Genomic DNA, 14,202 nt, shown 5'->3' on the forward strand with positions numbered 1-14,202 from the left:
GTAAGAAACTGATTTCACAGAGATAAATTTTTGTGAAACATCTTACGGAATATTGCGCCGAATGAACGCGACCGCCCCAGATCAGGAACCCTCAATCGAGGAAATTTTGGCCTCCATTCGTCAGATCATTTCTGACGATGATGAGGATGGTACACCTGCGCAAGCTGCAGAACCTGAACCTGTGAAGGAAGAGCCAAAGCCCGCGCCTGCACCGACTCCGGAACCTGTGAAACAGGCAGAGCCGAAGAAGGACGATGTTCTCGAGCTGAAAGATCCGATTCCGGAAGAAGAGCCGGAAGAACCGGCGCCTGCACCAATCATTGACATGGAAGACGCCGTGGAGGAGGAGCCTGTTGTTGCGGCTCCGCCACCACCGCCACCAGCACCGAAACCCGCCCCTGCGCCCGCACCAAAGCCGGCTCCCGTGGCGATGTCCAAAGTCGACATCGACGAAGAATCCGTTTTGGGTGAAGTTGCGGCCTCGGCCACGTTTGCGGGGTTTGCGCGTCTGGCCAACAACATCGCTGTTGACCGCCGTCGCCAAACCGGTGAGGGCGTAACAATCGAGGATATTGTACGCGATATGCTTCAACCGCTGTTGCGTCAGTGGTTGGATGACAATCTGCCGACAATGATCGAGCGCATGGTCCAAAAAGAGCTGGAAAAGCTTGCCCAGCGCGCTTTAGACGACTAAAACAAACATCGGAAATTACTGGTTTTTTGTACAACTCTGCACGGGGATGATCCATGCTGGAAAAAACATTTCAGCCTGAAAAGGTTGAAGCGCAACATTACGAATTGTGGGAACAATCCGGCGTGTTCAAATGCAACCCGGAAAGCAACACAGCGCCCTTTACAATCATGATGCCGCCGCCCAACGTCACGGGCAGCCTGCACCTCGGCCATGCGTTGAATGGCACGTTACAGGACATCCTGACCCGCTATTACCGGATGAAGGGGCGCGACGCCCTGTGGCAACCGGGCACCGACCATGCCGGTATTGCGACACAGATGATTGTTGAACGCAATCTGGCCGCCGAAGGTTTAAACCGTCGCGAAATGGGCCGCGAAAAATTCCTCGAAAAAGTTTGGGAATGGAAAGAATATTCCGGCAGCACAATCACACGACAGTTCCGCCGCCTTGGCACGTCGCCAGATTGGGCACGTGAACGGTTCACCATGGACGAAGGCCTGAACCGCGCCGTACGCCGCGTGTTCGTTCAGCTGTTCAAGGAAGGGCTGATCTACAAAGACAACCGTCTGGTGAACTGGGACCCGAAATTACAGACCGCCGTTTCCGATCTGGAAGTGGAGATGAAGGAGACCAAGGGCCATATGTGGCACATCCGTTACCCGATCGAAGGGGAAACGGAACGTTTCATCACCATCGCAACAACGCGCCCGGAAACCATGCTGGGCGATACGGCGATTATCGTGAATCCGAATGATGATCGGTACAAGGACTTGGTCGGTAAATTCGCCATCCTGCCGATCGTTGGCCGCCCGATTAAAATTATTGCCGATGAATATGTGGATCCGGAATTCGGGACCGGTGCGATGAAGGTGACCCCGGCGCACGATTTCAATGACTTTGAAATCGGCAAGCGTCACGGGCTAGAGTTTATCAATATCTTCGATCGCACTGCGCATTTGAACGAAAACGCGCCGGAAGAATATCAGGGTATGGAACGCTTCGAAGCCCGCAAGAAATTACTGGAAGAGCTGGAAGCACAAGACCTGCTGGTCAAAATCGAAGATGTTACTCATGCCATTCCGTATGACGAGAAAAGCAAAAGCGTCATTCTGGAACCGTTCATGACCGAACAATGGTACTGCGATGCCAAAACGCTGGCCCAGCCAGCGATTGAGGCTGTGCGCTCGGGCAAAACGGTCATTATTCCGAAATCCGCCGAAAGCACCTATTTCCACTGGATGGAAAACATCCAGCCATGGTGTATTTCCCGCCAATTGTGGTGGGGACACCAGATCCCCGCATGGTACGGCCCGGAAGGGTCCGTATTTGTGGCCGAGACGGAAGAGGAGGCCTATGCCGAAGCCAAAGCGAAGTTTGGTGACGGTGTTACCCTGACCCGTGATGAAGATGTTCTGGATACATGGTTCTCCTCCGCTTTGTGGCCGTTCTCGACACTGGGCTGGCCGGATAAGACGCCGGAACTGAACAAATATTATCCGGGTGACGTGCTGACCACGGCGGCCGATATTATCTTCTTCTGGGTGGCCCGGATGATGATGATGGGCATTCACTTCATGGGGGATGTGCCGTTCAAAACCGTTTACCTGCATGGTTTGATTCTGGACGGGAAGGGACAGAAAATGTCCAAAACCCGTGGCAACGTCATTGACCCGTTGGATACCATTGAAAAATACGGTGCGGACGCGCTGCGCTTTACGTTGGCCGCGTTGGCCACGCAGGGGCGGAATATCAAACTGTCCGAAGATCGTGTGGAAACATACCGTAACTTTGCCACCAAATTGTGGAACGCGGCGCGGTATTGCCAGATGAACCATTGCGCGGCCGGGCGGAATTATAACCCCGCCACCGTCACGGCGACGCCGAACAAATGGATTATCAGCGCGCTGAAGGAAACGACCGAAGCGGTGGATGCGGCGATTGAAGCGTATAAATTCAACGATGCCGCCAATGCCCTGTACCAATTCGTCTGGGGCACGTTCTGCGACTGGTATCTGGAGTTTACCAAGCCGATCCTGTCGGGTGATGACAAGGTCCAGGCCGAAGAAACCCGCGAAACGACCGGCTGGGTGCTGGACCAGATTTTGCTGATCCTGAACCCGATCATGCCGTTCATTACCGAGGAGCTGTACACGGCGCTGGCCGAACGCCCGTTGAACACGGCGTTGATTTCGTCCCAATGGCCGGAATACCCGGCATCGTTCACGCATGCGGATGCGACGACGGAAATGAACTGGCTGATCAAGTTCATCACCGAAATCCGCAGTGTGCGGGCCGATATGAACGTTCCAGCAGGGGCGAAAATTCGCCTGCTGGTCAAGGATGCGAATGCGGGCACACAGGCCAGCCTGAAATCCTACGACGACGTTCTGAAGCGCATGGCGCGTCTGGAAACTGTCGATCTGTTCAGCGGCCAGTCCGTTCCGGCGGGATCAATCCAGACGGTGGTGAATGAAGCCACGTTGATCATGCCGATTGCCGACATTATCGATCTGGACAAGGAACGCGCCCGTCTGCGCAAAGAGATCGAGAAGCTGTCATCCGACATTGAAAAGATCGAGCAGAAGCTGTCCGATAAGAAATTCGTCGATAATGCTCCGGCGGAGATTATTGAAGAACAGCACAAGCGCAAAGAAACAGCCGAAACCACCCGGACGAAACTGTCCGCGGCGCTGAAGCAGTTGGAAGCGGCGTAAGACGGCGTTACAACACGACGCCCACGACGATCACGACGGGGTTTTGCGCCCATAATCGTCGTGCCGTCGTGGGCGTCGTGTTTTTTATTTGTACAAGCCACACCATTCGTCATCACCCGGTTTATCCGGGTGATCCATACCAGCCGATGGATTGCCCGGATAAACCGGGCAATGATGGAATGTGTGTATTCGCCTTTGCCATCCCGGCGCAGGCCGGGGTAGAGGACAAAAAAACAAAAAAGCCGCCCAATGGGCGGCTTTTGTATGTCGTATCGCGACAGCGATTATTTCTTGTCGCCAGCTTCTGCGCTGAGGCCGAAACCTGCGTAACGCTTGGAGAATTTGTCCAGCGCGCCGCGTTCGGTAATTTTCTGTGCGCCGCCGCTCCAAGCCGGGTGGCTGTAGCAGTCAACGTCCAGACGCATCACGTCACCCGGTTTGCCCCAGGTGGTGCGCATCGAATATTCTTCGCCCTTGGTCGTCACGACTGTGATTTCGTGGTAGTCCGGGTGTATGTCGGCCTTCATGGCGTATCTCCTATAAATCAGGCGCACTTTTTATCGTTAATACCCCAGCAATTCAAGTACTTTTTCGGAAAAAAGCACCTAAAACGGTTCGCCGGGGTCATGGTTACGGGGTTTTTATAAAAAACCGTTTCTTTTCAATACTCTATCCTTGTAGGCCTAGGCGCATTTTGCCGTTGAATCACACGTCCCACAGGCCAATGACTTCCCTGCGGAGCGCAAATCGGCGAAGGCTTCGTCCAGGCGGGCGATGATTCCCAGTTCGCCCTCGCGCAGCCATTTGCGGGGGTCGTACAGTTTTTTGTACGGGGTGCCGTCATCCGGGTCGATCTGGTACTTGAACGCCTTGGCGTTGGCCTCGACGAATTTGCCCACGGATTCAGAGAACGCGAACTGGGTGTCCGTGTCGATGTTCATTTTGAAAATGCCGTAGCCCAGAGATTCGGTGATTTTGTCCTTTTCCGACCCAGATCCGCCATGGAAGACCAGATCCAGTGGGTTGGCCGCCGTGTTGTGGGTTTTCTGGACCAGTTCCTGAGAATTTTTCAGGATTTCGGGGCGCAGTTTCACGTTGCCCGGTTTGTAAACGCCATGCACGTTGCCGAACGAAGCGGCAATGCTGAAATGACCGAGCGGCAGCAGGGTGTCATAGGCGCGCAGAACATCTTCCGGCTGGGTGTAGAGTTTGTCGTTATCGACATCGTCGGACCCGACGCCGTCTTCTTCGCCACCGGTGACGCCCAGTTCGATTTCAATGCTCATATCAATCTTCGCCATGCGTTTCAGCAGGCGGGCACATTCCGACAGGTTGAAATCCAGATCTTCCTCGGACAAATCCACCATGTGGGAGGAGAAGAGCGGCTTGCCCGTTTCTTTGTAGAACGCTTCGCCATGTTCGATCATTGCCTCAACCCACGGGATCAATTTCTTGTTGGCGTGGTCGGTGTGCAGGACGACGCACACGCCGTAATGTTCGGCCATCATGTGGACGTGGCGGGCGGCGGATACGGCGCCCAGAACCTTCGCCTTGAAACTGTCGGCGCATCCCTTGCCCGCGTAAAATTCAGCGCCGCCGTTGGACAGTTGGATGATCACATCGGCTTTGTTTTTTGCCGCGGCTTCCATCACGGCGTTGATGGAATTGGTGCCAACCACGTTGACGGCGGGCAGGGCGTATTGACCATCTTTGCAGGCCTTGACCAAAGCCAGATAGTCCGCGCCCGTAACAACGCCGGGTTTCAATTTCGTGGTGTCCATGATGTGATCCTTTTTCAAATGCAATGATGGGAAAACTATAGAACCCGCGCGGCCAAACAAAAAGCCCCAACTTGCGCGGGGCTTTTGAAAAATTTGGTCTTACTGGAATTACGGAGCCGGAGCCGGACCGCCGCCTTCGCCACCCGACGGAGCCGCGCCACCATCAGAAGAACCGCCACCGCCAAAGCTGAAGCCGCCGAAGGAGAAGCCAAAACCGCCACCGGATGATCCGTCCGCGCCAAAGTCCAGAGTCAGCGCCGCCACGTTGGGATCAACCACCGGGGACGGGAGGGCGTCGAATGCGGCCTCAAACTGTGCTGTAAACTCAAGTCCTGTTGTCATCGTTCCAAATCAATCATTTCCGGTCTTCTGCAGGATTCCCGCGGCAATAAGGTTGTTTAATGCCCGGTTGTCCGTGGTCAGCGGCCCGTTATACAAAACATCAAAAACATCTTGGCGTTTCACCGTTTTCAGACTGCCCACCGTGGCGACAATCTTGGCGTCCCGCAGAGTGGGGCGGTGCTGACCGAACAGATTGATATAGTGAATCAGGAAGTTTTTCAAGCTTTTATGCGATTTTTCGAAGTAATCCAGCGATAAATCCAAGTTTTTCTTGGAATAACCTGCAATATGCAGGCGGATTTCCCGCCCATCGCGGCCCGATTGCTGGCGCATAATGCAGCCATAGTCATATAACCATTCAATATCGCGGTTCAGGGCGGATTTATGCGCCCCCAACCGTTCCATGATTTCGGCCTGGGTCGTGCCCGGAAATTCATCAATATCGGCCAAAATGACCGCCCGCCGCAGGGTGCAAGCCGGTTCACCCCCCAGTGCATCCACCAGATGGTCAATAATATGGCCGATCCGCTCGGCCTTTTCCTTTGGGTCCATGGATTGCGTCATGCGCGCCTTTTCACCGTAAATCCCGGTTATTGAACACCATTTTGGGGGTAAATGTCTAAGAATGTGTTTCTGGGGATGGGGCGTTTTTATAATGGCTTGATATTAAAAGGAAAAGTTTGTTTTTGTGTGGGGGTGGTTTTGTTTGACATATTCCATAATTCAGGGCTATCTTTTGGCGGCTCGGGTATAATTAGGGAAAATAGATATGGCGGACGATTCATACGGTCATGGTACGGCGCATAAGCCGGGTTTCCTCAAGCGACTATTTTCCTTTGGCTGGGATCAGCGGTTGCGCGCGAATTCCACACCCAAGGAATTGCCGCTGCCGTTGCCAGCGCCACCGTCGAAAATTGTCGAGCCATGGACATTGACCGAACAGGAATCTTTATTTTTCGCGCAGTCCAAAAAATCCTTCCGCACCCGTGCGTTTAAAAATCACGCTTTGCCGGGGCAGCCGCACGAATATCTGGAGGCTGATTATGTGCCTGATCTGCAAAAATGGCGCATCGCGAAAATGGCCGTTTCTGAAGCCCGTGTTTTGCCCGCTTTGTCCGCCGATGCGGATGCAAACGGAAAAGTCCCCGTGAAATCATCCGTGATTTTGGAAGATGATGTGTGTGTGATGCGGGCGCTGCATAAAATGGCCCTGTTCGAATTTGGCACGGATGCACAGAGCGCGCATTCCCTGCGCGAAGACGTGGTCGAGGATTTAAGCGGATCACACTTCATTGATTTTGCCCATGGCGAGCACATTATTTTCGAAATCAATGGCCACCCCAGTCTGACCAGCGAGGGTAAACCCGTTCGCAACGGCACCTATCCAGAGAGCGAATTGCAATTCGCGGCCAAGGTTTACGCAGACATCATAGCGGAGAAGCAAGCTGCCGTTCGTTTGATTGATTTGGCGCGATTGGAAATTCATGCCAAGCCGCAATCTGATGATCCGATGAAAGATTTTGAATATTTTGCATCTATTCAGGCGGCTGCGGATTATGTTGCGAAAAAAATCGGCGATAATAAGACCTATTATTTTGGACAAGTTCTGAAAGATTGTAGAAATGTTCGTGGTCGTGTTGCGAGGCGCATGGAAACCGCGTCCTTTCCGCTTCCATGGGAGAAGCGGAATTCGATCGATTTGGCAGCGGGTATTGCGTGTGTAAAATCCGCTATCCCTGCTGTGCAGAAGCTGGCTAGTTTGGCTGATGTTTATGCGGAAGAAGCCGAGATAAACGATGTTCTGCGGAAGAGTGCTTTAAGTTTTATGGTTTATAACGCGGCGTTTTTGTATAGCGGGTATCAATCTGATCTGGGCGATTTTTCATGTTTTGGTGCGGTGGAATTTGCGCAATCTTTGGCGCGTGAGGCCGATACGCTAATGGATAATTATTCCTTTGATGATGAAAGGAAAAAAACTGTTCGGGCCTTTATCATGCAACCGCGCGAGCCAGAAGTCATCGCCAATGGAATGATGAAATTACGCGATGCTTTGAATAACCTGCACGATGTGTCTCGCAGGCAATCGCTTGCCGTGCAAGAAGGGCAAAAGCCGAAAATGGAGTTGCCGGATTATCGCGATTTAACAACGCAATTTAATACGATTGCGTCGAATGATAATGCGCAGGCGTTGGTGCAGATTAAGGCACTGGATTATACCGATGAGGAAATTGATCGGGATGTAAAAGCCTTTCACAAACGAATGCGGGCGGGTAAGCATTTAGGATAAAAAACGGCGCCATCGGGCGCCGTTTTTGTTTGTTTATGTGGTCCTGTATTACAGGCTGGCCATCTTTACGGCGGTGTCCAACATGCGGTTGGAGAAGCCCCATTCGTTGTCGTACCACGCCATGACGCGCACCATGGTGCCGTCGATGACTTTGGTTTCGTTGATGGCAAACATGGATGAATGCGGGTCGTGGTTGAAATCGCCGCTGACCAGTTCGTCGGTGTAGTAGCCGAGGATGCCCTTCAACTGATTGCTGTTGGCGGCGGCTTTGATCAGTTCGCTGATTTCTTCCACCGTCGTGGCGCGTTTGGCCACGAATTTGAAATCAACCAGTGACACGTTCGGGGTTGGCACGCGGATGGCAACGCCGTCCAGCTTGCCTTTCAGATCCGGCAGAACCTTGCCCACGGCCTTGGCGGCCCCGGTGGAGGTCGGGATCATGTTCAGCGCGGCGGCGCGGGCGCGGTGCAAATCCTTGTGGTTGGTGTCCACAATGCGCTGGTCGCCGGTGTAGGAATGAATGGTGGTCATGAACCCATGTTCAATCCCAATCGCGTTGTGCAACACGGATGCCACAGGGGCGAGGCAGTTGGTGGTGCAGGATGCGTTGGACACGATTTTGTGATCAGCGGTCAGCTTGTCGGAGTTCACACCATAAACAACCGTGATGTCTTCATCGGTGGCCGGGGCGGAAATAAGCACCTTTTTCGCGCCAGCGGTCAAATGTTTGGCCGCATCATCACGTTTGGTGAAAATGCCGGAGCATTCAAATGCAACATCAACGCCTACATCTTTCCAGGGTAGGGCAGCTGGGTCTTTCACCTGAACGCATTTAATTTTGTGACCATTGACGATCAGAACGTCATTGCCTTGGGTTTCCACGTCGAACGGGAAACGGCCATGAACCGAGTCATATTTCAACAAATGCGCATTGGTGTGCAGATCGGCCAGATCGTTGATGGCGACAATCTCCAGATCCTTACGGCCAGATTCATAAAGGGCGCGTAAAACCAGGCGGCCGATACGGCCAAAGCCACTGATGGCGACGGATGCTGTCATGGGAAATCCTCTGTTGAAAGATGTCGTTTATGTTCCGGGCCATATTATCGTTTCAACGGCAGGATACAAGACGGGGGCCATGAATATATAAGAATGAATATAATCACATCCGTTTCCCGTCATCCCGGAAACGCCATCGGCGTTATCCGGGATTGTGGCCGTGATGGGTGGGCCTGTGACAGCGGTGCCATTACGGCAGAAATCCCGGATAATCCTTGTCAGGATTTCCGGGATGACGAAAGGGGGAAAGCGCTACGGGCCAAAGGATGTCATCCTCTGGCCCGGTAATGCGCTATCAAATGCGCGAATATCAATGATCTGTTCGTCCGTGCGGCGGCGGCTGGGCCCTGGCCTCTGTCTCGGTTTGGCACTCCCGGCGCGCTTGCGCTTCTTTGGTGACTTGGGCGCTGATTGCAGCACTCATGGCTTCGCCAACACGGTGCATGCCCTCAATGAAATCCCTCATGTTTTCAGTGCCTTTCCATATCCTCTATATTTTCATTTTGCGATAAAATTATGAAAACTTTATTAGCAACAGGAAATATAAGTTCAGCGCAGGAGAATGCTTGACCGGCCCATCTGTAAATGAGAATTATTTGCATCATTTAAGCAGGAGCGTTTGATGACCCAATCCCAGAAACTGGACACATGGACCACATCCCAGGAAGAAGAAGACCGCATGGTGCCGGGCCATATGCACCATTGGCAAACCATGATTGGCCATGTGCGCGAGCGGGATTTGCGCCATAAAACCATTCTGGATTTCGGGTGTAACCAGGGCGGTTTTATCCAGATGCTGTTCAACACCATGCCTTTTGCCCGGGCCGTGGGTGTAGACATCGCCGAAGGATCATTGGCCAAGGCCCGTGCGCGCAACCAATTTGCCCCGGCCGATTTTTTCCACACCAGCCAATTGCCCGGCATGGCCAATACATTCGACATGGCGTTCAGCCACGAGGTTATTTATTTGTTGCCCGATTTACATGCCCATGCCAAAGACATGGCACAGGTTTTAAAGCCGGGCGGGGTTTATTACGCCGCCACGGGGTGCCATACGGATAACCCCCGTTGGGCCGATTGGCACAAGGCGATCAGCGATTATTCGAACATTGATGTGCCGCATTACGCGTTGGATGATTACGCGGGCGCATTTGCCGCGAACGGGTTCGCGGTTGAGGCCAAACAGTTCCGCAGCGATGGGTTCATCGGGGTGGAACCGGATGACAAGGTGTATTACCCGACGCTGATCGACAAACTGAACTATTACAGCCAGACAAAAATTTTGTTCCGCTTTGTAAAGGTCTAACACCAATGAAAAACGCATTCCCGCGTACAGGCATGATTGATGCCGCCGATGGGTCAGGGCACCGGATTTATTTTGAATCCTATGGTCCCGTTGACGCGCCGGCGTTTGTCATGGTGCATGGCAATTCCGGAAATGTGTTTGAACCATCGAAATTGTCGATGTGGGATTTGGATACCCAACGTGTGATTATCATTCATGCGCGCGGTGTTGGTTTGTCCACGCCGATGGGCAAGGTTGAAAAGAACCTGTACCCCAATCTGGCCGATGACATTGAAACCGTTCGTGCTCATTTGGGTGTGGATCAGGTCAGTTTGTTTGGGTGGTCCGCCGGGGCGGCTGTGTGTTGTTTGTATGCGCAAAAATACCAGCAACATGTGAATGATGTGGTGTTTTACGGCGCATTTTTGGGCGGTAAGAAGGAGCTGGAGGCGTATTACCAACGCAGCCAGCAACAATACCCCGATGGATGGAAAAAATTCTGCACGACCTATGGCCCGAACAGTGCGTATTTCGCGGTTCTGTCCGCCAATGCGTTTTTGTTGTGGGGAGCGCCGCAGGAAAAGCGTGATGCGGCCCTGAATTACGAACGTGTATTCGGGACGTATAATGCCAGTGGGGCGGAACTGGACCGTCTGGTCGCCAACCGCACGGTTTTTGCGAACATGATTGAACAGGATTTTGGCCTGTCATCCAAGACACAAATCGTTGTTCCGCCAAACGCGAAATTCATTCGTGGGGCCAATGATTATATTGGTACGCCTACAGCCGGCGAAACCATCATAAACAATGCGGGCCATGATGTGCATGACCCGCATGTTCAAATGTTCTTAAAGAGCGTTATGGCCGGTGTTATCGCGCCAGTTTCGCCTGCACCTTCTCCACAACCGCCTCAGCCGTAATGCCGAAATGCTTGTAGAGCACTTCCGCCGGGGCTGACTCGCCAAAGGTGGACATGCCGACGAAAATGCCATGCGGGCCGATCAAACGGTCCCACGGCATGCGGATGGCGGCTTCGACGGCGACCTTGATCGTGTCGTTGCAGACGAAGGACATGAAATAGTCTTTGTCCTGTTCCATGAATAAATCCAGACATGGGACGGATACAACGCGGGTCGGTGTTCCGGCGGCGTCCAGCTTTGCCTTGGCATCCATTGCAATTTCAACTTCGGACCCGGAAGCGAAAATCGTGACCTTGGCATCTTTCGCATCGGCCAGAATATACGCGCCGCGGGCGGAGAGGTTTTCATCCGTGTGCGTGGTGCGCAGGACTTTCAGATTCTGACGCGTCAGGGCCATGATGGACGGAGCGGTTTTTTTGTTGATCGCCAGTTCCCAGCATTCCGCCGTTTCCACGCCGTCACACGGACGGAACGTGTAGGTGTTCGGAATGGCGCGCAACGCAGCCAGATGTTCCACCGCTTGGTGCGTCGGGCCATCTTCGCCAAGGCCGATGGAATCGTGCGTCATCACATGGATGACACGCTGTTTCATCAACGCACCCAAACGAATGGATGGGCGGCAATAATCGGCGAAGGACAGGAACGTTCCGGCATACGGAATAATCCCGCCATGCAGAGCCATGCCGTTCATCATCGCGGCCATGCCGTGTTCGCGCACGCCGTAATGAATATATTGGCCGTTATAATCGCCGGGGGTGATGTTGGTGGGGCCTTTGATCTGGGTCATAACCGAACCCGTCAAATCCGCCGATCCGCCGATCAGTTCAGCGACAGCCGGAACCAGCTTCTCCAGCACTTTGCCGGATGTTTTACGGGTGGCGTCGGCTTTGGCATCGCTGGCGAATTGTTTTTTCAGTTCATTCACCAGCGGGGCAATGTCTTTGGCAACATCGCCCGCCATGGTTTTCAGGAATGCGCCCTTGTTCGCGGATGATTCAAGGCGTTCATTCCATGCGGCATAGTTGCTGGCGCCGCGGCGGCCAGCATCGCGCCATGCGGCCAGAACATCGTCCGGAATTTCAAACGGCGCGTGCGGCCAGTTGAGGTTTTTACGCGCGCCCGCAATTTCATCCGTGCCCAGCGGGGAGCCGTGGGATGATGATTTGTTTTCTTTCGTCGGTGCACCGAAACCGATTTTGGTTTTGCAACGGATGATGCTTGGCTTGTCGGTTGTTTTGGCGTGGGCAATGGCGTGTTCAATCGCGGCCATGTCGTGGCCATCAACCGTTTGCACATCCCAGTGATAGGATTCAAAGCGCTTGGTCACATCATCGGAATAAGACAGCGATGTCGGGCCATCAATGGAAATGCCGTTATCATCATACAGCACAACCAATTTCGACAATTTCAGGTGCCCGGCCAGTGCGCAGGCTTCGTGGCTGATGCCTTCCATCAAATCGCCGTCGGATGCGATGACATAGGTCCAGTGATTGATCAGATCATCACCAAAACGGGCATTCAGAATGCGTTCGGCCAGTGCAAAGCCCGGCGCGGTGGAAATACCCTGACCCAGCGGGCCGGTGGTGATTTCGATACCGGCGCTTGGCATCACTTCTGGGTGGCCCGCGGTGATGGCGTGCAGTTGGCGGAAATTCTTGATCTGGTCCAGCGTCATCTTCTCATACCCGAGGAGGTAGAGCAGGGCGTATTGCAGCATCGACCCGTGTCCGGCGGACAGGATGAAACGGTCGCGGTCGGCCCATTCCGGATGCTTGGCGTCAAAATTCATGAATTTGGTGAACAGCACCGTGGCCACGTCGGCCATACCCATCGGCATGCCGGGGTGGCCGGAATTGGCTTTCTCCACGGCGTCCATGGCCAGAGCGCGGATGGCATTGGACATGGTTTTCAAATCGGGGGATGCGTTTGTCATGATTTTGGCACTCGCTTGTTGCATGGGCGCTTGGGTCATTGGGGGCCTCGTGTGGTGAAGTGTGTCCATACAATGCCGGGGCAGGGGTGCGTGGTCAATATCCCCGCCGTCTCTCTATTTTTAGCATCCCCGCGAAAGCGGGGATCCATGGGTTTTTGGGGGCGGATTCGTGGATCCCCGCTTTCGCGGGGATGCTATTGAGGTGGTGGGTGGCGTACAGGCCTGTGGATGCAATTGTGGACAACGTCCGCCTGGTCTTGACCCAGCGGCTGGAAGGCTGATAATGGCCCGGTTTTCGGGTGTTGTATTACCGTTTTTTGAGACGATTTAGAGGGGCTTTCACGTGTCCACAGCGATCCTTAATGCTTTGAGTGGCCTTGATGAGGTCATTGACCGGCTGGAGCAAAATATGGCTCGCCGCGAAAAAGAAACCAAAAGCGTTGCATCCAAAAAGTCCGGCCAGCCGGATTTGTTCAGCGTTCCGCACCCCAGCCAGCCGCGTACGGGTGGCACGGTTGTAACGCTGGATTCTGCCGTTTTGGCACGCAAACTGGACGTGGCCATCAGCCGCGTCGAAGAATTGCTGAAAGAGGGTTAAGAACATGGCCGAGGTGAGCCTAGCCATTCATGGCAAGACGTATGGCATTGCCTGTGATGACGGGCAGGAAAGCCGCGTGCGCGAGCTGGGCAAGTATATTGATGCCCGTATGCGCGAAATTGCCTCCGCCGGTGCGGCCACGAACGAGCCGCATTTGCTGGTTTTGACAGCCCTGGTTCTGGCCGATGAAGTGTATGATCTGCGCGGTGCGTTGCAGGCCCAAATGGCCGCCCAGCATCAGCAGGAAATGGCCCACGCCGCCCAGATGGATTCCGAAGAAGAACGCCAAGTCGTTGATGCGATTAACCATTTGGCCGCCCGCATTGAATCCGTTGCGGCGCGTTTGCAGAAGATTTAATCAATCTAATCAATCCAAAATACAAGATCCCGGAAGGCGTGTCCGCGTGCATCCGGGATTTTTGCTATTTGATGGATCGGTTTATGAAGAAAATTATGGTTTTTACGGGATTTAACCTATAATCATACTCAGGCAAAAGGACCGCTGGGGCTCTCGAACACACCTTAATCCCTCGGGCCGATAGTCTTTTCGCGCGGGTGCTGCCTCTGTCCGGACCGTGGTCTGGTTATG

Annotated in this window: 13 protein-coding genes; 7 read left to right on the forward strand and 6 right to left on the reverse strand. The window is 53.6% G+C overall.

Annotated features, from left to right (window positions below; all coding sequences use genetic code 11):
* The first annotated feature begins 61 nt into the window (after positions 1 to 61).
* Both MICA_RS05455 and MICA_RS05460 read left to right on the forward strand, forming a co-directional pair.
* Complete coding sequence (locus MICA_RS05455) at positions 62 to 694, forward strand: DUF2497 domain-containing protein (RefSeq protein WP_014102704.1); 633 nt, start codon at positions 62 to 64, stop codon at positions 692 to 694.
* A 53-nt stretch (positions 695 to 747) separates the two neighbouring features.
* The gene (locus MICA_RS05460; RefSeq protein WP_014102705.1) at positions 748 to 3,408 is read left to right on the forward strand and encodes a valine--tRNA ligase; all 2,661 of its coding nucleotides are present in this window, start codon (positions 748 to 750) and stop codon (positions 3,406 to 3,408) included.
* A gap of 284 nt (positions 3,409 to 3,692) precedes the next feature.
* Here the strand turns inward: MICA_RS05460 and rpmE are convergent, their stop codons facing one another.
* The 4 genes from rpmE to MICA_RS05480 form a co-directional block, all read right to left on the reverse strand.
* Entirely contained in the window at positions 3,693 to 3,935 is a 243-nt protein-coding gene (gene rpmE, locus MICA_RS05465; protein WP_014102706.1) for a 50S ribosomal protein L31, read from the reverse strand.
* 156 nt (positions 3,936 to 4,091) lie between these two features.
* Positions 4,092 to 5,189, reverse strand: coding sequence for a class II fructose-bisphosphate aldolase (gene fbaA, locus MICA_RS05470; RefSeq protein WP_014102707.1), 1,098 nt, complete (start codon positions 5,187 to 5,189; stop codon positions 4,092 to 4,094).
* 108 nt (positions 5,190 to 5,297) lie between these two features.
* Positions 5,298 to 5,531, reverse strand: coding sequence for a hypothetical protein (locus MICA_RS05475; RefSeq protein ID WP_014102708.1), 234 nt, complete (start codon positions 5,529 to 5,531; stop codon positions 5,298 to 5,300).
* 9 nt (positions 5,532 to 5,540) lie between these two features.
* Positions 5,541 to 6,095, reverse strand: a complete 555-nt coding sequence (locus tag MICA_RS05480) for a MarR family transcriptional regulator (protein WP_014102709.1) — start codon at positions 6,093 to 6,095, stop codon at positions 5,541 to 5,543.
* Between the two features lie 205 nt (positions 6,096 to 6,300).
* Between MICA_RS05480 and MICA_RS05485 the strand changes: the two genes are divergently transcribed.
* A complete protein-coding gene (locus tag MICA_RS05485) occupies positions 6,301 to 7,818 on the forward strand; it encodes a hypothetical protein (protein ID WP_014102710.1) in 1,518 nt (505 codons plus the stop codon).
* Positions 7,819 to 7,866: 48 nt separating this feature from the next.
* Here MICA_RS05485 and gap read toward each other — a convergent pair whose 3' ends face one another.
* Positions 7,867 to 8,877: a type I glyceraldehyde-3-phosphate dehydrogenase gene (gene gap / locus MICA_RS05490; protein ID WP_014102711.1), complete on the reverse strand. Its 1,011-nt coding sequence runs from the start codon at positions 8,875 to 8,877 to the stop codon at positions 7,867 to 7,869.
* A gap of 622 nt (positions 8,878 to 9,499) precedes the next feature.
* Here gap and MICA_RS05495 point away from each other — a divergent pair.
* Both MICA_RS05495 and MICA_RS05500 read left to right on the forward strand, forming a co-directional pair.
* Positions 9,500 to 10,183 carry a class I SAM-dependent methyltransferase gene (locus MICA_RS05495; protein ID WP_014102713.1) on the forward strand — a complete coding sequence of 228 codons (684 nt, stop codon included), beginning with the start codon at positions 9,500 to 9,502 and terminating at the stop codon, positions 10,181 to 10,183.
* Between the two features lie 5 nt (positions 10,184 to 10,188).
* Positions 10,189 to 11,082 (forward strand): alpha/beta fold hydrolase, encoded by an 894-nt coding sequence (locus tag MICA_RS05500; protein ID WP_014102714.1) that lies wholly within the window; start codon positions 10,189 to 10,191, stop codon positions 11,080 to 11,082.
* Here the strand turns inward: MICA_RS05500 and tkt are convergent.
* Positions 11,033 to 13,015 (reverse strand): transketolase, encoded by a 1,983-nt coding sequence (tkt, locus tag MICA_RS05505; protein WP_041794375.1) that lies wholly within the window; start codon positions 13,013 to 13,015, stop codon positions 11,033 to 11,035. The genes MICA_RS05500 and tkt overlap by 50 nt on opposite strands.
* A gap of 343 nt (positions 13,016 to 13,358) precedes the next feature.
* Here tkt and MICA_RS05510 point away from each other — a divergent pair, with 343 nt between their 5' ends.
* Both MICA_RS05510 and zapA read left to right on the forward strand, forming a co-directional pair.
* Entirely contained in the window at positions 13,359 to 13,613 is a 255-nt protein-coding gene (locus MICA_RS05510; protein ID WP_236619974.1) for a hypothetical protein, read from the forward strand.
* A 4-nt stretch (positions 13,614 to 13,617) separates the two neighbouring features.
* Positions 13,618 to 13,971, forward strand: coding sequence for a cell division protein ZapA (gene zapA / locus MICA_RS05515; RefSeq protein WP_014102718.1), 354 nt, complete (start codon positions 13,618 to 13,620; stop codon positions 13,969 to 13,971).
* Positions 13,972 to 14,202 lie beyond the last annotated feature (231 nt).

It is taken from the genome of Micavibrio aeruginosavorus ARL-13 (assembly GCF_000226315.1).
Lineage (GTDB): Bacteria > Pseudomonadota > Alphaproteobacteria > Micavibrionales > Micavibrionaceae > Micavibrio > Micavibrio aeruginosavorus_B.